The following is a 21,638-nucleotide window of genomic DNA, read 5'->3' on the forward strand; positions in this document are numbered from 1 at the left end:
CGCCCCTTTTTCGTTTTCGGCGCGGTTACCAGAACTCCGGATGGTTCAAAGCGGGCGCACAGGTGGACGGTCCGGCAAGCGGTGACAGTGCTGCGTCGGTCAGCGATTGCGCAATCCAGCCATGGGGCATTTTCAGAAGCTGCGGCGGGGGCAACATCTCTGTCGTGACCGGCGCAAACCCGACGCGATTGTAGAAATTCGGATCGCCATAGGTCACGGCCACCTCCACGCCCTCGGCGCGCAGCGCGTTCAAGGCATGGCTCAGCAGTGCTTGACCAACGCCTTTGCCCTGATGTTCGGTTGCGACCGCCATGGGCGACAGCAGGAAAACAAGACGCGGGTCATCGGCAAAGCGCAGCCTTGTGAAGATCGCGCAGCCGCAGAGCGTGCAAGTGTCGTCAGCCGTAAAGACGCGCAGATCATCCGCCGGTGTCGTGGCAAGCAGGTCGCAGGCCAGCGCATGGATCAACGTACCTTCGTTGGCACCTTCGGACGCGGTGAAGGTGTCCTTGAAGAATTGGGCGATCTGGTCCTGCCGCCCCCCTTGATCCTGTGTGATCTGCATGGCTTTGAACCTTCACAACATGGCGTCACTTGGCGCATACGAGATCGACCACCAGGATTCCATCCGCGCCGCCTTCACACAGATTGCACAGCCGCGCGCCCAGTGCTTTATGGGTTGGGTGTTCGGCATAGGTGGCAAGCGCTTGCCGGTCGCGGAAGCGGATGACGAAGCCGTCCGTGATCTGAGGCGACTTGCCCTCGTAATCGGCGTTTTCCCCATGATCGAAGCCCAGAACGCCCTCCAGTGAGAGGCCGAAGCGCGTGAGGTCAGACAGGATCGCCTTTCGTGCGTCTGTGTCGGTGTCCGCCCGGAAGGTGCAAAAGACGCAATGCAGAATCATTTTGGAGGCCTGTCCGGTCGCATCGGGGAGACGAGGATGATCTGCCCTTCCCCCGCGAGATGCAAAGCATTATATGCCGCGGATGACCCAGAACCCGCCCTCCCTTCGCCCCGACCTTGCGCCTGCTGCGCGATTCTCCGTTGCGCCCCGATCCGGTCAGCCGACCATCGGCATGGTCTCGCTTGGCTGTCCCAAGGCACTGGTGGACAGTGAACGGATTTTGACGCGGTTGCGCGCCGAGGGCTATGGCATCAGTCCGGATTACGCGGGGGCGGATGCGGTGATCGTGAACACCTGCGGCTTTCTCGACAGCGCCAAGGCCGAAAGCCTGAGCGCGATCGGCGAGGCCTTGGCCGAGAATGGCCGGGTGATCGTCACCGGCTGCCTGGGAGCGGAGCCTGACTACATCACCGGGGCGCATCCCCGTGTGCTGGCTGTCACCGGCCCGCATCAATACGAACAGGTTCTCGATGCCGTGCATGCCGCCGTGCCGCCCGACCCCGATCCGTTCATCGACCTTTTGCCCGCGTCGGGTGTGAGCCTGACGCCACGGCATTACAGCTATCTCAAGATTTCCGAGGGCTGCAATCACAAGTGCAAGTTCTGCATCATCCCCGACATGCGCGGTCTGCTGACCTCGCGCCCGGCCAAGGCGGTGCTGCGCGAGGCGGAAAAGCTGGTTGAACACGGCGTGCGCGAATTGCTGGTGATTTCGCAGGACACCTCGGCCTATGGCACCGACTGGAAGGACCGGGACGACAAGTTCCCGATCCTGCCGCTGGCGCGCGATCTTGGGGCCTTGGGCGCATGGGTGCGGATGCATTACGTCTACCCCTACCCGCATGTGCGCGAGCTGGTGCCGATGATGGCCGAGGGGCTGGTTCTGCCTTATCTCGATATTCCGTTTCAGCACGCGCATCCCGACACGCTCAAGCGCATGGCGCGCCCTGCGGCTGCGGCACGGACACTGGACGAGATCGCGGCGTGGCGCGACATCTGCCCCGACATCACGCTGCGGTCGACCTTTATCGTCGGTTATCCCGGCGAGACCGAGGCGGAGTTCCAGACGCTTCTGGACTGGATGGACGAGGCGCAGCTCGACCGAGTCGGGTGTTTCCAGTACGAGAACGTCGCCGGTGCGCGGTCGAACGCGCTGCCGGATCACGTGCCCGACGAGGTCAAGCAGGACCGCTGGGACCGCTTCATGGAAAAGGCGCAGGCGATTTCCGAGGCCAAGCTGGCGGCAAAGGTCGGTACGCGGATGGATGTCATCATCGATGATATCGACGAGGACGGGATCGCCACCTGCCGCACCAAGGCGGATGCACCCGAGATCGATGGCAACCTGTTCATCGACGACGGCACGGATGCACTGTCCGTTGGCGACATCGTGTCGGTCGAGGTGGACGAAGCGGGCGAATACGACCTGTGGGGGCACCTCTAGGAACAGGCTTGCCTATTCGCGCCTGCGGCATAGGTCCAGGGTATGACAGAGACACCCGATATCCGCGTTCTTTACAACGACCAGTGCCCGGTCTGTTCGTTCGAGATCAACCATTATGCCGACTATGCCAAGCGCAACGGCCTGCCGATCCAGTTCGATGATCTGAACGGGCCGGACCGGGCGGCGTGGGGCATCGACGAAGACACCGCGGCGCGGCGGCTCTATGTTCTGCGAGATGGTCAACTTTACGATGGCATCGACGCGTTTATCGAGCTGTGGCGCGAGATGCCACGCTATCGGTGGCTGGCGCGGATCGTTGCTGTACCGGGGATCAAGCAGATAGCGGCATTCGGCTATGACCATGTGCTGGCGCCTCTGATCTACCGCTGGCACCTGCGGCGCAAGGCAAACGCGGCCCGCCAGTCGGGGTGATCCGGCGCTGCCGCTAGCTGTTGTCGAGGTAGTGGCGTACGCAGTCCTGCACGTGACGAAACCGGTCACCGCCCAGATGTTTGCCCCCATACCAGCGGGTGACGACGATCACGTGATCGGTCAGACCTTCGCGTTCGAGCATCTGCAGGATGATCTGCCCTGCCCCGCCTTCTCCGTCGTCGTTCTTGAGGGGGGCTCCGTCGGAAAACACCACGGCCCAGGTGTTGTGCGTGGCCTTGGCATATTTCTTGGCGCGCTTCAGGTTCTTGAGAAACGCATCCACATCTGCGCGGCTGGTGACAGACCCGCCGCTGACCGCGTATTTGGAGCCGCGATCAGAGATGACGCCTTCAAACTGTTTCATCTTCCAAATGCAGTTTCATGTCGACCAGGACCTGTTGCAGCGCCAGCGTTTCGCGCAACAGGCGCCGCGCTTCGTTGGCGCTGATGACACCATCCGCGATGGATTGGTGATACTCGGACATCAGCATCGCAAAGCGCTGGCTGAGGGCGACGACATCGGAATTCACGCCGCCCTTGCCGGGTGTATTGTCGCGCCGTTGGTCGAAGGACAGCGTGATCCCGTTCAACTCTGCAAGCGCCGAAGTGACATGCGGATAGCTTGCTTCCTGTTCGAGGATCGCCACCGCATCGACCGGGATAAAGCGATCGGCGTGTTCGTCATGATCGGCATAGTAGCGGCCCAGGGTCGCCTTGGACTTGCCCGTCAGCTTGCAGGCTTTCTCTATCCCCACATCCTTGACCAAGATCTCGGTGTGCTTTTTCAGATACGGGCCGAATGTCGGCATGGCGAACCCCTTATTTTCCACCTTTTCGGTGGGAACATTTCGATCTCTTTCCCCTGACTTGTCGCGCGATGCAATGCGACAGGTGGCTCAGAGCCGAATTTGTCGGACATCACGGCACACCGGGCACAGTCATTCCCTATCGCTGTCCCGGTCTCAGGATGCGCCGTCGGGTCGCCCAGACGCGATGCCGACACTCTGGCCGAACACCGCTCACGGGACCGACGGGGGCGCATCCTGAACAGGCTCTCTTGCACGACGGGTCCGGTTGGGGCAGATGGCGGGACATGGCGAAGCTCTATTTCAACTACTCCACCATGAACGCGGGCAAATCGACCCTGCTGCTTCAGGCTGCGCATAATTACGAAGAGCGCGGCATGTCGGTCTACCTGATGACGGCGGCCTTCGATGACCGGTCGGGCAAGGGCAAGATCGGATCGCGGATCGGATTCTCGCGCGAGGCGGAAACGTTTTCGCCCCTCGACGATCTGTTCGCGCGGATCGACGGCGTTCTTGGCAAGACGCCGCTGGCCTGCATCTTTATAGACGAGGCGCAGTTCCTGACGCCCGATCAGGTCTGGCAGCTTGCCCGAGTGGCCGATGATCTGGGCGTGCCGGTGATGGCCTACGGGTTGCGGGTGGATTTCCAGGGACTGCTGTTTCCCGGCTCTGCCACGCTGTTGGCGCTGGCGGATTCCCTGCGCGAGGTGCGCACGATCTGCCATTGCGGGCGCAAGGCCACGATGGTGGTGCGCATGGACGACCAGGGCCGTGTTCTGACCGAAGGCGCACAGGTGCAGATCGGCGGGAACGAGACCTATGTCAGCCTGTGTCGCAAGCATTGGCGGCAGGACACGGGTGCGGCCTGAGTCGCAAAAGTTCCGCAAACAGCCGAAAAAATTCGATGGAACAAGGTGTGGTGGGCTTGGTTGTGTTGGAAGAAGCAACGCAATTAGGAGGATGCCATGACAAAGCTCATTGCAAGCGCACTCGCATTGACCATCGGAGCCACCGGCGCGTGGGCCGAGAGCCACACGTCCGGAAACATGGACAGCGATTCGGCGTCGACCACGATTTCACTGGAAAACCGCGACGACCTGATCCGCACCCGCGACATCACCGGCGGCGATATCTACACGATGAACGCAGCCAGTGACGAAGGCTGGTCGATGGATACGCTCCATACCGAAGTCGGCAGCAACTGGAACGACATCGGCGAGATCGAAGATATCATCTTGAACAAGAACGGCCAGATGATTGGTATCGTAGCCGAGATCGGAGGCTTTCTCGACATCGCGGACAAGCACGTGATGATCCCGGTGTCCGATGTAAACCTCGTGGCTGTTGACGACCGAAGCTACGCGTTCCTGACAAAGTACAGTGAAGAAGAGCTGGAAGAGCGGGAATCTGTCGATGAAGGTTTCTGGGACTGATACTGTCCGGCACCAATCAAGATCACGAGGGGGGCCATGTGTCCCCCTTTTGATGTCCGGGTGGTGCGGCTCCTACGCGCGTTCCACCAGCACCGACCCGACCGAATAGCCCGCCCCGAACGAGCAGATCACGCCCCGGTCGCCGGGTTGCAGATCATCGGAGTATTTCGAAAAGGCGATGATGGACCCCGCCGAGGACGTGTTGGCGTAATCCTGCAGGATGTTCGGCTGCTCACCGTCATCGGGCGTGCGGCCCAGAACCTTCTTGCCGATGAAATCATTCATCGTCTTGTTGGCCTGATGGAGCCACAGGCGCCGGAGGCTGTCGTTCTGCCATCCTGTGTCCTCGAGATGGCCGAGGATATGCGCCGAGACCATCGGCAACACTTCCTTGAAGACCTTGCGGCCATTCTGCATGAACTGCATGTCGCGCCGGTCTTCCATCTGGTCGCGGGTGCGGCGCAGGAAGCCGTTGTTGTTGCGGATGTTGTTCGAGAACTCGGTGGCGCAGCGGGTGCCGTGAATGGTGAAATGCGCGCCTTTGGCGCGGGCCTCGGGTTCGATGACCACAGCCGTCGCCACATCACCGAAGATGAAGTGACAGTCGCGGTCGCGCCATTCCAGGTGTGCCGAGCAAATTTCGGGGCTGACCACGATGGCGCAGGTGACCGATCCGGACCGCACCATGTCAGCCGCCGCCTGGATGCCGAAGGTGGCCGACGAACAGGCGACGTTCATGTCAAAGGCAAAGCCGCCCGCGCCGATCAGTTTCTGGATTTCCACTGCAATCGCCGGATAGGCGCGTTCGTGGTTGGACGCGGCACAGATCACCAGATCGACTTGGGATGCATCGCGCCCGGCCTGCGCCAGCGCCTTGGCGATCGCGTCCACCGCCATCTCGGCCATGATCGACGGGCTGTCATCGTCGCGTGCGGGCAGGTTTGGGAACATGCGCGCGGGGTCCAGTACGCCGGTCTTGTCCATCACATGGCGCTGTTCGATGCCCGAAGCCGAGAGGATGAAATCGGCACTGGAATGGGGCACCGGATCGGCTGTGCCAGCGGCAATCGCTGCCGCGTTTTCGGCGTTCACGCGGTCGGCATAGGCGTTGAAGGCCACCACCAGTTCGGCGTTGGTGATGGTGCTTTCGGGCGTGAAGACACCGCTTCCGGTGATGGCGGGTTGGATCATGGTGGGCTTCCTTGCGTCTGCGCGGACCAGACTGCACCCGGCACGGCAGGTCAAGTGCGACGCTGCGCGACTTCGGAACCCGGTTCCGAAACAGCGCGTTGAGACCCAAAGGAGATACTCCATGGACCGTCTGTCAATCATACTTTCGCTGCTCAGCGGTGCCCTGATCACCGGGGCACTGGTGATCGCCGCGTTTTCACTGGGCTACTACAATTGGTGGGCCATCGGTGGCTCTGCGATCATCGGTTTCGCGATGGCGTGGCCCAGCGCCTACTACGTATCGCGGCTCATCAAGACGCGTGACCCCGAATGGTCCCCCGACCAGAAGCCGATGGACAAGGGACCGATCCCCAAACGCAACGCCAAGGAAATCTAGACCGGGTTCGGCAGCGGTTGGCCCTTGGCAAAGGCAATCGCATTGTCCACCGCCATGAGGCCCATTGATACACGCACCTCAAGCGCTGCCGTGCCGAGGTGAGGCAGGAGTGTCACGTTTTCCATGTCGATCAATGCCTGCGGCACCTTGGGTTCGAATTCGTAGACATCAAGTCCGACGCCGGCGATCCGACCCTCTGCCAAGGCGGCGATCAGATCATCCTCTTTCACCACATCCCCGCGCGCGATGTTCACCAGATGCGCGTGGGGCTGCATCGCGTTCAGGATATGGGTGTCAATCAGATGGTGCGTCTCGGACCCACCGGGAACGGCGACAACCAGTACGTCAACCGCTGCCGCAAGGACTGCCAGGTCTGCGATCTGATCAGCCGGAAACGGCACCTCTTTCGGTGAGCGGTTGTAGAACTTGATCGCCATGCCAAAGCCGAAATGCGCCCGCTGCGCGATGGCCTGACCGATGCGGCCCATGCCGACCACGCCCAGCGTCTTGCCGGACATGTGCAGCCCAAGAAGCTGCGTCGGGTGCCAGCCCTCCCACTGACCTGCGCGCAGCATGCGTTCGCCCTCACCAGCGCGGCGGCAGGTCATGAGCATCAGCGTCATCGCGACATCGGCAGTCGCATCGGTGACGGCACCGGGCGTGTTGGTGACCGCGATGCCCGCAGCCTTGGCCGCCTTGGCGTCGATATGGTTGTAGCCGACACCGAAATTCGCGAGCAGCTGTGTCCGGGGCTCTGGCACCGCATCGAACACATCCGCGCTGTAGGCGTCGCCAAGTGTGGGCAGGACGACATCGTAGCCGCTCAGGCTCTGGACACGTTCGTCACGGGACAGGGGTGCGGTGTTGTCGCGCACGGTGACGTCGAAGACCTCGCGCGCCTTGGACAGAACGGGATCGGGCAGTTTGCGGGTGATCAGCAGTTTCAGCACAGGCGCGCTCCGTTCGGGGTGTCTTTGTCCGGGACGGCAAGGACGATGGCCCCGTCCGCGTCGTAGAAGCCAAGCACCAGCGCTTCGGACATGAACGGTCCGATCTGGCGCGGTGGGAAATTCACGACACCCATGACCTTTTTGCCGACCAGCGTTTCCGGGTCGTAATGCACGGCGATCTGGGCCGAGGATTTCTTGACCCCGATCTCGTCACCGTAATCGACCCACAGCTTGATCGCGGGCTTGCGCGCCTCGGGGAAGGGTTCGGCCTGAATGACCGTGCCGACGCGGATATCGACCTTCATGAAATCGTCGAACGTGATCTCAGCCATTGGCCAGTTCCTTGGATCGCTTGGTCGCCGCGTCGATCGTCTTGGCGATCAGCGGCGGCAGGCCGGTGTCTTCGTCCATCAGCACGTTCAGCCCCGCCTGAGTGGTCCCGTTCGGGCTGGTCACGTTGACGCGCAACTGGCTGGGGGTCTCGTCGGCCTGCATGGCCAGCGCGCCCGACCCGGCCACGGTTGCCTTGGCCAAGGTCATGGCCAGTTCGCAATCAAGCCCCTGCGCCTCGCCCGCGCGGGCAAGACATTCGATCATATGGAACACATAAGCCGGGCCAGAGCCGCTGAGGCCGGTGACCGCGTCCATCTGGTCCTCGGTCTCGAGCCGCACGGTCTGACCGATGGCGGACAGCAGGGTTTCGGCCATCTGCATCTGGTGCTCGGTCACGTGTGCATTGCCGATGATGGCGGTGATGCCCTGTTTCACGGCGGCAGGCGTGTTGGGAATGGACCGGATCACCGGGGTGGAGTCGCCCAGCATCTGCTCGAACGTGGTGATGGTGATGCCTGCGGCCACCGACAGGAACGTCGTGTCACCGTTGCCCAAAAGCTTCAGCGTGGGCAGCGCATCGCGCATCATCTGTGGCTTGACGGCAACCAGCACGATGGCCGGGCTGTCGGGAAGGTCTTCGTTCAGGTGAACGCCTTGCGCGCGCACCCAGTCGGACGGGTTCGGGTCAGTCACCCATACAGAGGTGGTGGGCAAGCCTCCGGCCAGCCAGCCTTCGAGCATGGCCGAGCCCATCTTGCCACAGCCCAACAGCACAAGGCCGCGTCTGGCGATATCGGAATTCTGCATGATGTCCCCCAACGTTAACGTCAGGGGCCAGTGTTACGCGCGGCCGTAGGCCTCTGCAATGGCGACCTCAAGAGCGTCCTTGGCCTCGCGATTGCCCCAGACAACCAGTTGAAACGCCGGGTAATAGCGCTCGGCGCTCATCACGGCACAGCTGATCATCGTGTCGATCTGTTCGGCGCTGGCGACATTGCCCCCGGCCAGAACAAGCCCGTAGCGGTAGACCATCAGTTTGGCATCGGCCCAATAGGTAAAGGCCCCGGCCCAGCACTGGTCATTGACCGAGTTCAGGATTTCATGCAGCGCCGGGATGCGGTCCGCAGGCGGTTCCATGTCAAAGGTGCAGATCAGACGCAGGGTTTCATCATACGCGGACCAGGCCAGAGTGATCGAATAGGTGCGCCACTGACCTTCGACCGCCATTGCAATCTGGTCATCCGCGATCCGGTCGAAATCCCACTCGTGATGGTTTGCGATGGTCTCGACGATATCGATCGGGTGGATGTCGTCTTCAAGATACTGCTCGGACAGGGCCATAATGCCGCCTCCTGTTGCCTGTGCGGAAAGGCGGGTGTTCCCCAACCTTTCGGTGCCTGCTCTAGGGGCTGCGTTATGCCACCGTCCCCCTACAACATATGCTGCATGCAGGACGCCTTCGCGTAAAGCGAATTTTCCGTGACGGTCTCAATAAGTTGTGGAGAAGTCTACCAGATGTGTTGAGTGCGAATAGTATCCACAACTTGTGGATAAATCCACAAGAAAGCCCCTTTGATGTTGGCACGCGGCGAAACCGGGACGCGACGGCATCACGAATGCGGCTTAATGGACACACTGTTGCCTCAGATCCCATGTTCATTTTTTATGCATGCATGAAAGCCACGTCGGCAGTGCCGGTGGCTTTGTGTCACGCATGATCGGGAGAGCGGCAATTTCGCGGGATGCGGGCCGATGGGGTATGGTCCGAAGACCGGAGACGAGGCCAAGGCGTCGCCCCGGCCCCGAAACAAGGTGGTGTTACTTCCGGGCAGCTTCCAGCGCGTCGAGGCGCGCCTTGAGCGTTTCGTTTTCTTCGCGGGCTTTCATCGCCATGGCGCGTACGGCGTCGAATTCTTCGCGCGTGACGAAATCACGATCCGCCAGCCAGCGATCCATCAGCGATTTCATCGCGGTCTCGGCCTCTTCTTTCGCGCCCTGTGCCACGCCCATGGCGTTGGTCATGAGTTGTGAAATGTCTTCGAATACCTTGTTACGGGTTTGCATGTCTGCCTCCGGCGTTTGCTTGTTCATTATATGGGCCGCAGACCTGCGCGGCACAAGGTTGACTTCGCCGCAGAGCGGTGAACATCTGCGCGCATGTCGACCGGCTTACCCTTTCCGAATGTCTCGCCAGAGCTGTTTTCGATCTCGCTTTTCGGGATCGAGTTCGCGCTGCGTTGGTACGCGCTTGCCTATATCGCGGGCATCCTGATCGGATGGCGGATCGCCGTTGCGGCGGTGAAACGGCCCGCGCTTTGGGCCCAGACCACACCGCCGATGCGCCCCGAACAGGTGGAAGAGCTGCTGACCTGGGTGATCCTCGGGGTCATTCTGGGCGGGCGGATCGGGTTCGTCCTGTTTTACCAGCCAAGCTACTACCTCGCCAATCCTGCGCAAATCCTTGCGATCTGGCAGGGCGGGATGGCGTTTCACGGCGGTCTGATCGGGGTGATCGTTGCCGCCCTGATCTATTGCCACCGTGAGGGTCTTCCGTTGCGGCCAACCGCGGACATGATGGCGCTGGCCACGCCGCCGGGATTGTTGCTGGGACGGGTGTCGAATTTCATCAATGCAGAGCTTTGGGGCCGTCCGACCGACCTGCCCTGGGGTGTGCAGTTTCCGGGTCAGGCGGCACAGGCTTGCGGCCAGGCGCTTGGCGAGGTCTGCGCGCGCCATCCCTCGCAGCTTTACGAGGCGCTGCTTGAAGGGCTGCTGCTGGGTGCCGTGCTCCTGTGGCTGGCCTTCCGGCGCGGTGCGCTCAAGGCACCGGGGCAGATCGCCGGAGTGTTCATCAGTGGGTACGGAGTGGGCCGGTTCGTTGTGGAATTTGTCCGCCAGCCCGATGCGCAGTTCATCTCGGAGGGCAATCCGCTGGGGCTTGCGTGGCATATCGGCGGATACGGGCTGACCATGGGGCAAATCCTGTCGGTGCCGATGATCGCCATCGGGCTGTACCTGTGGATGACAGCAAGACGCGCATGACTGCCCTCGCCGACCTTCTTCGCAAGCAAATCAGGGTGACCGGGCCTTTGAGTCTCGCGCAGTACATGGCGGCCTGCCTGCTGCACCCGGAGCATGGCTATTACACGACGCAGGATGCGCTGGGGGTGGACGGGGATTTCACGACCGCGCCCGAGATCAGCCAGATGTTCGGCGAACTGGTCGGGCTGTGCCTTGCGCAGACCTGGCTGGATCAGGGCGCGCCGGACCGCTTTGCGCTGGTCGAGCTTGGGCCGGGGCGCGGCACGTTGATCGCGGATGTGATGCGCGCGACACTGCAGGTGCCGGGTTTTCACGCGGCGGCAGATCTGCACCTTGTCGAAGCGTCCGCGCGGATGCGCGACCTGCAAGCCGCTGCCCTGCCCGCGCATCGGCCCATATGGCATGACACGGCGGACACCTTGCCCGAGGACATGCCCGTCTACGTGATCGCCAACGAATTTTTCGACGCCCTTCCGATCCGCCAGTTCCAGCGTGACGCCAAAGGCTGGCGCGAGGTCATGGTGGGGCTGTCGGCGGAAGGTAACCTGCAACGCGGGCTGAGCGATGCAGCCCCCATCGAGGCGCTGAACAGCCGTCTGGAGGATACCGAGCCGGGTGCGCTGGTCGAGACCTGTGCGCAGGGAAGTGCGGTGATCGATGCCATCGCAGCCCGGATCGCGAACCAGTGCGGGATGGCGTTGATCATCGACTACGGCGGCTGGCATTCAAAGGGCGACACGTTCCAGGCGGTGCGCGGCCATCGCCCGACTGACCCGTTTGCCGAGCCGGGCCGGGCCGATCTGACCGCGCATGTGGATTTCGAGGCGCTGGCCCGCGCCGCACTGATCGCCGGATGTGCCGCAAGTCAGCTGACCGATCAGGGCACGTTCCTCGAGCGTTTGGGCATCACGCCTCGCGCCCAGAGCCTTGCCAAGGGTTTGACGGGTGACGCGCTGGCCGCGCATGTCGCTGCACATCGGCGGTTGACCCACCCCGACGAAATGGGTTCCTTGTTCAAAGTGCTGGGGCTCTACCCCGCCACCGAGTCGCCGCCGCCCGGACTGGATCCATGACGCTGGAAATCATTACGTCAGACAGCCTCGGCCCCTTGCGCCACGGGTTCTTCACCCGCCGCGGTGGAGCGTCGTCCGGCGTGTTTGCAGGGCTGAACTGCGGCGCGGGGTCATCCGACCAGTCCGAGATCGTGGCCATCAACCGCAGCCGTGTCGCCGATGCGATGCAGGTTCCGAGCGACCGGTTGGTGAGTGTGCATCAGGTTCACTCTGCAAGGGTCGAACAGGTCGACGGGCCTCTGGATGCGCCGAAACCACAAGCGGATGCGATGGTGACGCGAACGCCGGGGGTGGCCCTTGGGGTGCTGACGGCGGATTGCCAACCGGTGCTGTTCGCGGACCCTGATGCCGGGGTGATCGGGGCGGCCCATGCCGGATGGCGCGGGGCGCTGGACGGGGTTCTCGAGGCGACGGTGGAGGCGATGGTCGCGCTTGGTGCGACACGCGAAACAATCACCGCCGTGATCGGACCCAGCATCAGCCAGCGCGCCTACGAGGTCGGGCCGGAATTCCTTGACACGTTCCTGGCCGAAGATGCGCAATACGCGCGGTTCTTCGTCAACGGTACGGACGACAAGTTTCATTTTGACCTGCCGGGTTTCGGGCTGTTCAAGCTGCGCAGCGCAGGCGTGAACGCGGAATGGACACGGCATTGCACCTATTCCGACGCAGACCGCTTTTATTCCTACCGTCGCGCGACCCATGCCCGAGAGGCCGATTACGGACGTCTGATCTCAGTGATCCGGCTTTAGCATCCGCAGCGCCATTGGCGCGGTGCCCCAATCAATCACAGGAATACACCGGGATTGTCCACGTTTGGTCACAAACGCGCCCAATTGCGCGGGTTATTTGGGATCAAGAAACAACGGAACACCACCGGAGCAGTCCAATGTCGCGCACTTCGAAATTCATCGCCTCTGTCGTCGCAACCTCGAAAGAGGAGCTGCCGGTCCTGCCGTTCCAGCGTGGTGCGGCCCGCAAGGCGATGTTCGACCGCATCAAGGCCGAAGCGGCCAATCAACCGGCGCGCAAGCACGCCTGATCACGACATCGGAACACGGCCCGACTGCCTCAATCCTCCCCAATTGTGGCGATACGGTTCCAGACACCACGACAATCCCCCACTTGTCAGCGAATTGGCCGCGATTTCGCGGCCAATTTTCGTTGTTTTTTGACGAATCAACCCTGATTGAGCCATCTTTCCCCTGATGAAATTGCACCGTCCTTCTGGTGTTGTTGGTGGGGGCCAACGCGGATGTGACCTGACGTAAAAGGTATCACATGGCTCAGACCTCGACCGATCGCATCGCGGTGACTGACTTCAACGCCTATGCCATTTCCACCGATAGAGTTGCCACGTTCGACGGGCAGCCTCGACGCGACCTTCCTCTCACCCGCACCATCGAGGCTGCCGCACTCCTTCCGGACCAGACCGTATCCGACTCCAGTTTCACCGTTCCCGCCTCTTCCACGTTCGAAGCCTGTGCGTCGGCCTTTGCGCGCGGGACGCTCATTTCCACAGTGATGGGTCCGATTGCCGTGGAAGACCTGATCCCCGGTGATCTGGTCGAAACCCATCGCGGCCCACAGCCTGTGGTGTGGATCGGCAGCACGCCCTACCTGCCGGATTTCGGCGGCGAGACGACCTCTCTCACACATTTGCTCCGTTTGCCGGGGGTTGGCATGGACCAGAGCGATCTTCTGCTTGGTCCTGCCGCCCGCATGGTGATCCGTCAGGATCGCTTTAGCGATCTTTTGAACTGCGATGCGGTTCTGGCCCCGGCCAGCGATTATGTCGATGGTGACCGGGTTTTGAAGATCACCCCGCCAGGTCCGGTGCAGCTGTATCATGTCGCGCTGCGCCGTCACGGCATCATTCGCGCCAACGGGCACGAATTGGAAAGCTACCATCCGGGCCGCATTTCAGCGGCGGAAATCGGCACATCGGTGCGCGCGATGTTGCAATCGATGTTCCCGCATCTCGAGGATCTGGAAGCGTTCGGAGATCTGGCTTTCCCGCGCACGACGCGGAGTGTCATCGAAACCCTGCGCGTCGCTTGAGTTAGCGGCGCGGTTTGTCAGGCCTTTTCGCCCAACCGCGCTTCGAGAACGTCAAAAGGCACGCCGGGTTCGTCCTTGGCGCCACGGATCACGAGGGATGTCTTGACGCTGCCCACATTGGGCGAGGTCAGCAGATCACCGGTCAAGAAGCTCTGGAAAGTGCTCAGGTCGGGTGCCACGCATTTCAGGATGAAATCGACCTCACCGTTGAGCATGTGGCATTCGCGCACCAGCGGCCAGCTGCGGCAGCGATCCTCGAAGGCGCGCAGATCGGCTTCGGCCTGGGTTTGCAGACCGACCATCGCGAAGACCTGCACTTCGAAGCCCAGTTCGCGGGGATCGACCTCGGCATGGTAGCCGCGAATAAAGCCCTGTTCCTCGAGAGTTCGGACACGGCGCAGACAGGGCGGTGCGGAAATTCCGACCCGGCGCGCGAGTTCCACATTGGTCATCCGACCATCTGCCTGCAGTTCGGCCAATATCTTGCGATCTATAGGATCCAACCGATGTGACGGCATTCTGAGCACCCCTGCTTTTTCAGTATTATTATAGCACTCGCAAGTGGTGCGCAATATTGTTTCAACGCTGCGCAACAATCTTAAACATTCGATATGCGGTCCGATGCGATGGGCTGTCACCCCTCATTGATTTGCGAACCGTGACCTGGAGGCTTATATCCAGCACGAAGAAGAGTCACCTACTGCTTTGATGCGAGGCTGCCCCCATGTCCAACACACGTCACACGAAGGTTTTGATCATCGGCTCCGGCCCTGCGGGATATACCGCCGGCGTCTATGCAAGCCGCGCCATGCTGGACCCCATCCTTGTTCAGGGCATGGAACCGGGTGGCCAGTTGACCACCACAACCGAGGTCGAGAACTGGCCCGGCGACACCGAGGTTCAGGGACCGGACCTGATGGTGCGCATGGAGGCTCATGCCCGCGCCATGGGTACGGAGATCATCGGCGACCTCATCACCTCGCTCGACCTGTCCAAGCGCCCCTTCACCGCGCAATCCGACAGCGGCACGGTTTATACAGCCGATGCGCTGATCCTTGCGACAGGCGCCCGCGCAAAGTGGCTTGGCTTGCCGTCGGAAGATGCGTTCAAGGGCTTTGGCGTGTCGGCCTGTGCCACCTGTGACGGGTTCTTCTATCGCGGTCAGGAAATTGTCGTCTTCGGGGGCGGCAACACGGCTGTGGAAGAGGCGCTGTTCCTGACAAATTTTGCGTCCAAGGTGACACTGATCCACCGTCGCGACGAATTGCGCGCCGAGAAGATCCTCCAGAATCGGCTGTTCAAGAACCCGAAGATCGAAACGCTGTGGCATCATCAACTTGACGAGGTTTTCGGCACCGACATGCCCAAAGGGGTCGAAGGCGTGCGCGTCAAGCATGTCGATACCGGCGAGATCACCGAGATCCCCTGCAAGGGTGTGTTCATTGCCATCGGCCACGCCCCGGCGAACGAATTGGTCAAGGATACGCTTGAAACCCATATGGGCGGCTATGTCGTGACCAAGCCCGACAGCACTGAAACCTCGATCCCCGGTGTGTTCGCGGCAGGGGACCTGACCGACCACAAATACCGTCAGGCAGTCACCTCGGCGGGCATGGGCTGCATGGCGGCCTTGGAAGCCGAACGTTTCCTGGCGGAACAGGGCGACGATTCCGGCAAGGACATGACCGAACCCTTGGGCTACGGCGCGCCGGTCAAGGAAGGCGCTCACTGAAACGGGCAGAGTTTCCCCTGCCCGTCTGATTCAGCAAAGGTCGGGCGAACACGACCGGCCTTTTCCGGTTCAGCGCACCTCGCCGGTCGGCTTTGGCGTGTCGGCGGTTTCCACCGGCAGGATCGGGTAGACCACTTCGGGCATCTCGCCAGTCAACGCGCCCAGAAAGGCGGTGATGTCGGTGACTTCGTCTTCGCTCAGATCGGCCCCCAATTGCGAGCTTGCCATGATCTCCACCGCGGTGCGCAGGTCCCAGACCACGCCAGAGTGGAAGTAAGGGGCGGTCAACGCGATGTTGCGCAACGGTGCCGCCCGGAAGACGTATTCGTCGTCCACGGTCTCGGTCACCATGTACCTGCCCTTGTCGCCTTCGGGCAGGATGTCGGCGCCCGGACGTTCGACAAGACCAAAGGGATAATACCCGTTGCCACCGAGGTTGATGCCCGAATGGCAGGATGCACAGCCCGCATCGACGAAGGTCTGCAACCCACGCACCTCCTGTTCGGTCATCGCGCCGTCATCGCCATTGAGCCACGCATCGAAGGGGGATGGTGTGATCAGGGTCGCCTCATAGGCTTCGATCGCCTTGGCGAAGTTGTCAAAGCTGACGGGATCGTCTTCTTCCGGGAAAGACGCTTGGAACCACTCCACGTATTGCGGCATGGAATTCAGCGTCAAAAGCACGTTGGCCGGCGTGTTCGCCATTTCGACACCTGCCTGGACCGGGCCCTTGGCCTGTTCGGCAAGGTCGGGCGCACGGCCATCCCAGAATTGCGCTTCGTTGAAGACCGCGTTCAGAACGGTCGGAGAGTTGCGCGGACCTTTTTGCCAGCCATGACCGATCGACACCGGCATGTTGTCGTCGCCGCCAGTGGCAAGGTTGTGACACGAGTTGCAGGAAAACACACCCGACGCCGACATGCGCGGATCAAAGAAAAGCGCCTTACCGAGGTCGATCTTTTCCGGTGTGATCCGGTTGTCGTTGAGCGATGGCATCGTCGATGGGAGAGGCGAAAAGATGTCCAGCGCAGTTTCGCGGAGCTCGCTGGATGCGGCGGCACCTTGCGCAATCGCCAGCAGCGAAATGGCGAGGGTGGCAGTGTGTCTCGGATTGGGCATTGTACGGATCGTCCTCTGGTTAGGTCATGTTCGCGCGCATGCTCCTTTTAAAGTGCGTCCAGACCCGGGGCATTGACCCGGATCAACTGACGGACAAGAAAACAGGAAAGATAGCGTTCCATCAAATCCGGGCCTTCCGGCACGGCTGCTATCAAACTGGCGTAAATTCCGCACAATTTCCTGATTTTGTCGAATTGGGCAGCGCATTGCTGGACTTTCCATCCCGACCGGGCGTAACCACCGCGCAAAATTGGACAGTGAGCAGCCTTATGTATCCCCAGAACCTTGCCCCCATTTCCGAATTGTTTGTCTCCTATGACAGTGCGCAGAAGCTCAAGCAGGAGGCCGGCGATCTTGTCAGCCACGACCTGACGCCGCGCCAGATCTGCGATCTGGAACTCCTGATGAATGGTGGGTTCAGCCCGCTCAAAGGGTTCCTGAGCGAGGAAGATTACACCAGCGTCGTCGACACCATGCGCCTCGCGGACGGGACCTTGTGGCCCATGCCGATCACGCTGGACGTGTCCGAGGCGTTTGCCGAAAAGCTCGAGATCGGTCAGGACATCGCCCTGCGCGATCAGGAGGGCGTGATCCTTGGCACAATGACCGTGACCGACCGCTGGGTTCCGAACAAGGCGCATGAGGCGGCACAGGTGTTCGGCGCAGATGACGACGCGCATCCGGCTGTGAACTACCTGCACAATACGGCGGGCAAGGTGTATCTGGGTGGTCCCGTGACAGGCATTCAGCAGCCCGTACATTACGATTTCCGTGGTCGCCGCGACACGCCGAACGAGTTGCGGGCGCTGTTCCGCAAGCTGGGCTGGCGCAAGGTTGTGGCCTTCCAGACCCGCAACCCGCTGCACCGCGCGCATCAGGAACTGACCTTCCGTGCCGCCAAGGAAGCGCAGGCGAACCTGCTGATCCATCCGGTTGTCGGCATGACCAAACCGGGTGACGTGGACCATTTCACACGCGTGCGCTGCTACGAGGCGGTGCTGGACAAGTACCCGCAGGCCACCACGACGATGAGCCTTCTGAACCTTGCGATGCGCATGGCCGGCCCCCGAGAGGCGGTCTGGCACGGGCTGATCCGCAAGAACCACGGCTGCACCCATTTCATCGTTGGCCGCGATCACGCGGGACCGGGCAAGAATTCGGCGGGCGAGGATTTCTACGGGCCCTATGATGCGCAGGATCTCTTCCGCGAGCACGAGGCCGAGATCGGCATCGAAATGGTCGATTTCAAACACATGGTCTATGTGCAGGAACGCGCGCAATACGAACCGATGGACGAGATCGCCGACAAGGACGACGTGACCATTCTCAATATTTCGGGCACCGAACTGCGCCGCCGTCTGGCCGAAGGTCTGGATATTCCGGAGTGGTTCAGCTTTCCCGAAGTTGTCACCGAGCTGCGCAAGACGCGCCCGCCGCGGTCGCAGCAGGGCTTTACCGTTTTCTTCACCGGGTTTTCGGGTTCGGGGAAATCCACCATCGCCAACGCTCTGATGGTCAAGCTGATGGAGATGGGGGGCCGTCCGGTGACGCTTCTGGATGGCGACATCGTCCGCAAGAACCTGTCGTCGGAGCTTGGTTTCAGCAAGGAACACCGCGATCTGAACATCCGCCGCATTGGCTATGTCGCGTCCGAGATCACCAAGAACGGGGGCATCGCCATCTGTGCCCCGATTGCACCCTACGCCACCACCCGCCGCGCGGTGCGCGAAGAGATCGAACAGTTCGGCGCGTTCATCGAAGTCCACGTGGCCACCAGCCTCGAGGAATGCGAACGCCGTGACCGCAAGGGGCTCTACAAGCTGGCGCGCGAAGGCAAGATCAAGGAATTCACCGGGATTTCAGATCCTTACGATGTACCGGAACATCCCGAACTGCGCGTCGAGACCGAGAATGTCGAAGTCGACAACTGCGCGCATCAGGTGATCCTGAAGCTTGAAAGCCTTGGGTTGATCGCCGGGCAGTAAACTTAAAGGCCGAGCTTTCGCCCGGCCTTTTGATATTGCCTGGCCCACGTTCGGGCACTGGTGCGACACGCGCCCCGTCAGTGTACCGTGACGGGCGCGAAGTCGTTTTGCCGCGCCAGCATGAACGCAAGATTACGGTCCTTGACCAGCGCAAGACGCTCTCCGTCCGCGCGGTGGACGGCGTAGATGGTTTTCGTATCTCCAACCTCGTCGCGCACTTCGTCTGGCAAATCGGCAACTTCCACCGGGCGCACGTAAACAAGGTTGGACTGGTCTGCATCTTTGAAATCGAACGGCGTATTCATGGTCTACCCCTTCTTGATCTGGATTGTCTGAACCACGGTCTCGGGACGCAACAAGGTCAGATCGACGTGCAGCAACCCGTTCTCCATAATCGCCTCGCCCACCTCGACACCATCGGCGAGCACGAAGCTGCGCTGGAACTGGCGTGCGGCGATCCCGCGATGCAGGAAAACCCGGTCGGCGCTGTCATCCTGTTGTCGACCTCGGATGACAAGCTGTCTGTCCTCAACGGTTATAGCCAGATCTTGTTCCCGAAAACCCGCAACGGCCAGCGTGATGCGGTATGCCCCCTCCGACGTTTGTTCGATATTGAAGGGGGGGTATCCCTCGTTGCCGGATTTCGCTGTGCGTTCCAGCAGGCGCTCAAGCTGTTCGAAGCCCAGCAGATGGGGATAGGACCCCAAGGTCAATTTCGTCATCGACACGTCCTTTTGCATAAGCGACTGTGTTGGCGCGGCCCCGTTATGGCGACCAGCCTGTAGGAAATATGGGGACGCAGCCGACAAGACGCAAGGGCTATGCGGAATCGCATTTAACGGCTATCCTCTTGCTCTCAGTCACTTTCGAGGACCAAGCAGCGTCATGAATGCTCCCACAGATCTGTCAATGAAAACAGACGATGTCCTGAGGGTCGAACTCGAGGTGTTTCGGCGGGAGCACCGCGATCTGGACGATGCCATTCGCGCGTTGCAGCAGACAGGGACGGCGGATCAGCTGACCTTGCAGCGGCTGAAGAAGAAAAAGCTGATGCTCAAGGACAAGATCGCACAGATCGAAGACCGTTTGTTGCCGGATATCATCGCCTGAGCACCGCTCCGAGTTGCCCCCGGATCCGATCTGGCTATAGTGCGCGCTTCGATCACCTGAAGAGGCATCACGGTCATGTCAGAACCGATCAAAGTAGGCATCATCATGGGCAGCCAGTCCGACTGGCCGACGATGAAGGACGCCGCCGACATGCTCGACGCGCTGGACGTGCCATATGAGGCCAAGATCGTGTCGGCGCATCGCACGCCGGATCGGCTTTGGGACTATGGCAAGACGGCGGTGGACCGTGGCTTGCAGGTGATCATCGCGGGTGCTGGAGGTGCTGCGCATCTGCCGGGGATGATGGCGTCGAAAACGCGTGTGCCGGTGATCGGTGTTCCGGTGCAGACCAAAGCCCTTTCGGGTGTCGACAGCCTCTATTCCATCCTTCAGATGCCGCGCGGATTTCCCGTGGCGACCATGGCCATCGGGGCGGCGGGTGCCGCCAATGCCGGGCTGATGGCTGCGGGTATCCTTGCCTTGCAGGATGCGGGGCTGGCAGCCCGCCTTGACCAGTGGCGCGCCGATCTCTCCGCCTCCATCCCTGACGCACCTTCAGACGACGGATAAGACCCATGTCACTTGCGCTTCCCATCGGATCGACCATCGGCATCATCGGCGGTGGGCAACTGGGCCGAATGCTGTCGGTCGCGGCCAGCCGTCTTGGCTTTCGCTGCCACATCTATGAGCCCGGCGCCAATCCTCCGGCGGGTCAGGTGGCCGATCAGGTGACGACCGCCGCCTATGAGGACGAGGCCGCGTTGCGCGCCTTCGGTGGGTGCGTGGACATCATCACCTACGAGTTCGAAAACATCCCGACTGCCGCGCTTGATCTCTTGCAGGATCTTGCCCCCATCCATCCGGGGCGCGAGGCGTTGCGTGTCAGTCAGGACCGTCTGACCGAAAAGACATTCCTGCAGGACCTTGGCCTGCGCACCGCGCCCTTTGCCGACATCACGGACGCGGCCAGCCTGCACGCGGCACTTGGCAAGATCGGAACACCGGCGATCCTGAAAACCCGGCGGTTCGGCTATGACGGCAAGGGACAGGCGCGGATCATGTCGCCCGACGATGCCGCGCAGGCGCTGGACGACATGAAGGGGGGGCCCGCGATCCTTGAAGGCTTCATCGACTTCTCGCACGAGGTCTCGGTGATCGCCGCGCGCAGCCTTGATGGTGCGGTTGCGGCCTTTGATCCCGGCGAAAACGTGCACAGCGACGGCATCCTGCGGACAACCACGGTTCCCGCCCGCCTGACAGCCAGCCAGCGCACCGATGCCGTGCTTCTGGCGGCCAAGATCGCCAACGCGCTGAATTACGTGGGTGTGATGGGCGTCGAGCTTTTCGTGACGCCAAACGGCCTGATCGTGAACGAAATCGCGCCGCGCGTGCACAATTCGGGGCACTGGACACAGAATGGCTGCACCGTCGATCAGTTCGAGCAGCATATCCGCGCGATCACCGGCTGGCCCCTGGGCGACGGGCAGCGCCATGCGGATGTGGTGATGGAAAACCTGATCGGCGACGACGTGAACCGTGTACCCGAACTGGCAAAGAGGCCGGATTGTGCGCTGCACCTTTACGGCAAGGCAGACACGAAACCGGGGCGCAAGATGGGCCATGTGAACCACGTCAAGCGCGGCTGA

29 protein-coding genes are annotated in these 21,638 nt (G+C 61.5%); 15 read left to right on the forward strand and 14 right to left on the reverse strand.

Features of this window, described 5'->3' with window-relative positions:
- Positions 1-25 precede the first annotated feature (25 nt).
- Positions 26-565: a GNAT family N-acetyltransferase gene (locus IEV82_RS00680; RefSeq protein ID WP_188480021.1), complete on the reverse strand. Its 540-nt coding sequence runs from the start codon at positions 563-565 to the stop codon at positions 26-28.
- A 25-nt stretch (positions 566-590) separates the two neighbouring features.
- Entirely contained in the window at positions 591-905 is a 315-nt protein-coding gene (locus IEV82_RS00685; protein ID WP_188480022.1) for a Dabb family protein, read from the reverse strand.
- A gap of 73 nt (positions 906-978) precedes the next feature.
- Here IEV82_RS00685 and rimO point away from each other — a divergent pair, with 73 nt between their 5' ends.
- On the forward strand, positions 979-2,349 hold the full coding sequence (gene rimO / locus IEV82_RS00690) for a 30S ribosomal protein S12 methylthiotransferase RimO (protein ID WP_188480023.1): 1,371 nt from the start codon (positions 979-981) through the stop codon (positions 2,347-2,349).
- Between the two features lie 42 nt (positions 2,350-2,391).
- Positions 2,392-2,781 carry a thiol-disulfide oxidoreductase DCC family protein gene (locus IEV82_RS00695; protein ID WP_188480024.1) on the forward strand — a complete coding sequence of 130 codons (390 nt, stop codon included), beginning with the start codon at positions 2,392-2,394 and terminating at the stop codon, positions 2,779-2,781.
- A 13-nt stretch (positions 2,782-2,794) separates the two neighbouring features.
- Here IEV82_RS00695 and IEV82_RS00700 read toward each other — a convergent pair whose 3' ends face one another.
- Positions 2,795-3,145 carry a YigZ family protein gene (locus IEV82_RS00700; RefSeq protein ID WP_188480025.1) on the reverse strand — a complete coding sequence of 117 codons (351 nt, stop codon included), beginning with the start codon at positions 3,143-3,145 and terminating at the stop codon, positions 2,795-2,797.
- Complete coding sequence (locus tag IEV82_RS00705; RefSeq protein ID WP_188480026.1) at positions 3,132-3,590, reverse strand: hypothetical protein; 459 nt, start codon at positions 3,588-3,590, stop codon at positions 3,132-3,134. The genes IEV82_RS00700 and IEV82_RS00705 overlap by 14 nt, the downstream gene beginning before the upstream one ends.
- 284 nt (positions 3,591-3,874) lie before the next feature.
- Here IEV82_RS00705 and IEV82_RS00710 point away from each other — a divergent pair, with 284 nt between their 5' ends.
- A complete protein-coding gene (locus IEV82_RS00710) occupies positions 3,875-4,456 on the forward strand; it encodes a thymidine kinase (RefSeq protein ID WP_188480027.1) in 582 nt (193 codons plus the stop codon).
- Positions 4,457-4,552: 96 nt separating this feature from the next.
- Positions 4,553-5,020 (forward strand): PRC-barrel domain-containing protein, encoded by a 468-nt coding sequence (locus tag IEV82_RS00715; protein ID WP_188480028.1) that lies wholly within the window; start codon positions 4,553-4,555, stop codon positions 5,018-5,020.
- Positions 5,021-5,092: 72 nt separating this feature from the next.
- Here IEV82_RS00715 and IEV82_RS00720 read toward each other — a convergent pair whose 3' ends face one another.
- Positions 5,093-6,211, reverse strand: coding sequence for a beta-ketoacyl-ACP synthase III (locus IEV82_RS00720; protein WP_188480029.1), 1,119 nt, complete (start codon positions 6,209-6,211; stop codon positions 5,093-5,095).
- Positions 6,212-6,332: 121 nt separating this feature from the next.
- Here IEV82_RS00720 and IEV82_RS00725 point away from each other — a divergent pair, with 121 nt between their 5' ends.
- A complete protein-coding gene (locus tag IEV82_RS00725; protein ID WP_188480030.1) occupies positions 6,333-6,587 on the forward strand; it encodes a hypothetical protein in 255 nt (84 codons plus the stop codon).
- Here IEV82_RS00725 and IEV82_RS00730 read toward each other — a convergent pair.
- From IEV82_RS00730 to IEV82_RS00750, 5 genes are all read right to left on the reverse strand, one after another.
- Positions 6,584-7,534, reverse strand: coding sequence for a 2-hydroxyacid dehydrogenase (locus IEV82_RS00730; RefSeq protein WP_188480773.1), 951 nt, complete (start codon positions 7,532-7,534; stop codon positions 6,584-6,586). The two genes, IEV82_RS00725 and IEV82_RS00730, sit on opposite strands and share 4 nt — an antisense overlap.
- Positions 7,531-7,869 carry a tRNA-binding protein gene (locus IEV82_RS00735; RefSeq protein WP_188480031.1) on the reverse strand — a complete coding sequence of 113 codons (339 nt, stop codon included), beginning with the start codon at positions 7,867-7,869 and terminating at the stop codon, positions 7,531-7,533. The genes IEV82_RS00730 and IEV82_RS00735 overlap by 4 nt, the downstream gene beginning before the upstream one ends.
- The gene (gene proC / locus IEV82_RS00740; RefSeq protein ID WP_188480032.1) at positions 7,862-8,677 is read right to left on the reverse strand and encodes a pyrroline-5-carboxylate reductase; all 816 of its coding nucleotides are present in this window, start codon (positions 8,675-8,677) and stop codon (positions 7,862-7,864) included. The genes IEV82_RS00735 and proC overlap by 8 nt, the downstream gene beginning before the upstream one ends.
- 33 nt (positions 8,678-8,710) lie before the next feature.
- Positions 8,711-9,211, reverse strand: coding sequence for a type III secretion system chaperone family protein (locus tag IEV82_RS00745; RefSeq protein ID WP_188480033.1), 501 nt, complete (start codon positions 9,209-9,211; stop codon positions 8,711-8,713).
- Positions 9,212-9,688: 477 nt separating this feature from the next.
- Entirely contained in the window at positions 9,689-9,934 is a 246-nt protein-coding gene (locus IEV82_RS00750; RefSeq protein WP_188480034.1) for an accessory factor UbiK family protein, read from the reverse strand.
- A 93-nt stretch (positions 9,935-10,027) separates the two neighbouring features.
- Here IEV82_RS00750 and lgt point away from each other — a divergent pair, with 93 nt between their 5' ends.
- From lgt to IEV82_RS00775, 5 genes are all read left to right on the forward strand, one after another.
- A complete protein-coding gene (gene lgt / locus IEV82_RS00755; protein WP_188480035.1) occupies positions 10,028-10,912 on the forward strand; it encodes a prolipoprotein diacylglyceryl transferase in 885 nt (294 codons plus the stop codon).
- Entirely contained in the window at positions 10,909-11,985 is a 1,077-nt protein-coding gene (locus IEV82_RS00760; RefSeq protein ID WP_188480036.1) for a class I SAM-dependent methyltransferase, read from the forward strand. Before lgt ends, IEV82_RS00760 begins: the two co-directional genes overlap by 4 nt.
- On the forward strand, positions 11,982-12,737 hold the full coding sequence (pgeF, locus tag IEV82_RS00765) for a peptidoglycan editing factor PgeF (RefSeq protein WP_188480037.1): 756 nt from the start codon (positions 11,982-11,984) through the stop codon (positions 12,735-12,737). The genes IEV82_RS00760 and pgeF overlap by 4 nt, the downstream gene beginning before the upstream one ends.
- A gap of 137 nt (positions 12,738-12,874) precedes the next feature.
- Positions 12,875-13,027 (forward strand): hypothetical protein, encoded by a 153-nt coding sequence (locus IEV82_RS00770; protein ID WP_188480038.1) that lies wholly within the window; start codon positions 12,875-12,877, stop codon positions 13,025-13,027.
- A gap of 239 nt (positions 13,028-13,266) precedes the next feature.
- Positions 13,267-14,046 (forward strand): Hint domain-containing protein, encoded by a 780-nt coding sequence (locus IEV82_RS00775; protein ID WP_188480039.1) that lies wholly within the window; start codon positions 13,267-13,269, stop codon positions 14,044-14,046.
- A 17-nt stretch (positions 14,047-14,063) separates the two neighbouring features.
- Here IEV82_RS00775 and IEV82_RS00780 read toward each other — a convergent pair whose 3' ends face one another.
- Positions 14,064-14,564 (reverse strand): Lrp/AsnC family transcriptional regulator, encoded by a 501-nt coding sequence (locus IEV82_RS00780; protein WP_188480040.1) that lies wholly within the window; start codon positions 14,562-14,564, stop codon positions 14,064-14,066.
- Positions 14,565-14,770: 206 nt separating this feature from the next.
- Here IEV82_RS00780 and trxB point away from each other — a divergent pair, with 206 nt between their 5' ends.
- Complete coding sequence (gene trxB, locus IEV82_RS00785; protein WP_188480041.1) at positions 14,771-15,778, forward strand: thioredoxin-disulfide reductase; 1,008 nt, start codon at positions 14,771-14,773, stop codon at positions 15,776-15,778.
- Positions 15,779-15,847: 69 nt separating this feature from the next.
- Here the strand turns inward: trxB and IEV82_RS00790 are convergent, their stop codons facing one another.
- A complete protein-coding gene (locus tag IEV82_RS00790; RefSeq protein ID WP_188480042.1) occupies positions 15,848-16,897 on the reverse strand; it encodes a cytochrome-c peroxidase in 1,050 nt (349 codons plus the stop codon).
- 269 nt (positions 16,898-17,166) lie between these two features.
- On the opposite strand from IEV82_RS00790, the gene IEV82_RS00795 reads away from it, so the two are divergent.
- Positions 17,167-18,882: a bifunctional sulfate adenylyltransferase/adenylylsulfate kinase gene (locus IEV82_RS00795; protein WP_188480043.1), complete on the forward strand. Its 1,716-nt coding sequence runs from the start codon at positions 17,167-17,169 to the stop codon at positions 18,880-18,882.
- A gap of 77 nt (positions 18,883-18,959) precedes the next feature.
- Here the strand turns inward: IEV82_RS00795 and IEV82_RS00800 are convergent, their stop codons facing one another.
- Positions 18,960-19,187: a DUF1150 family protein gene (locus IEV82_RS00800; RefSeq protein ID WP_188480044.1), complete on the reverse strand. Its 228-nt coding sequence runs from the start codon at positions 19,185-19,187 to the stop codon at positions 18,960-18,962.
- Positions 19,188-19,190: 3 nt separating this feature from the next.
- Positions 19,191-19,604, reverse strand: coding sequence for an Hsp20 family protein (locus tag IEV82_RS00805; RefSeq protein WP_188480045.1), 414 nt, complete (start codon positions 19,602-19,604; stop codon positions 19,191-19,193).
- 163 nt (positions 19,605-19,767) lie between these two features.
- On the opposite strand from IEV82_RS00805, the gene IEV82_RS00810 reads away from it, so the two are divergent.
- The 3 genes from IEV82_RS00810 to IEV82_RS00820 all read left to right on the forward strand — a co-directional run bounded on the left by IEV82_RS00810 (position 19,768) and on the right by IEV82_RS00820 (position 21,638).
- Positions 19,768-19,992, forward strand: a complete 225-nt coding sequence (locus tag IEV82_RS00810) for a YdcH family protein (RefSeq protein WP_188480046.1) — start codon at positions 19,768-19,770, stop codon at positions 19,990-19,992.
- 75 nt (positions 19,993-20,067) lie between these two features.
- A complete protein-coding gene (gene purE, locus IEV82_RS00815; protein WP_188480047.1) occupies positions 20,068-20,562 on the forward strand; it encodes a 5-(carboxyamino)imidazole ribonucleotide mutase in 495 nt (164 codons plus the stop codon).
- A gap of 5 nt (positions 20,563-20,567) precedes the next feature.
- Positions 20,568-21,638 (forward strand): 5-(carboxyamino)imidazole ribonucleotide synthase, encoded by a 1,071-nt coding sequence (locus IEV82_RS00820; protein WP_188480048.1) that lies wholly within the window; start codon positions 20,568-20,570, stop codon positions 21,636-21,638.

Source organism: Marivita lacus (assembly GCF_014637725.1).
GTDB classification, from domain to species: domain Bacteria; phylum Pseudomonadota; class Alphaproteobacteria; order Rhodobacterales; family Rhodobacteraceae; genus Marivita; species Marivita lacus.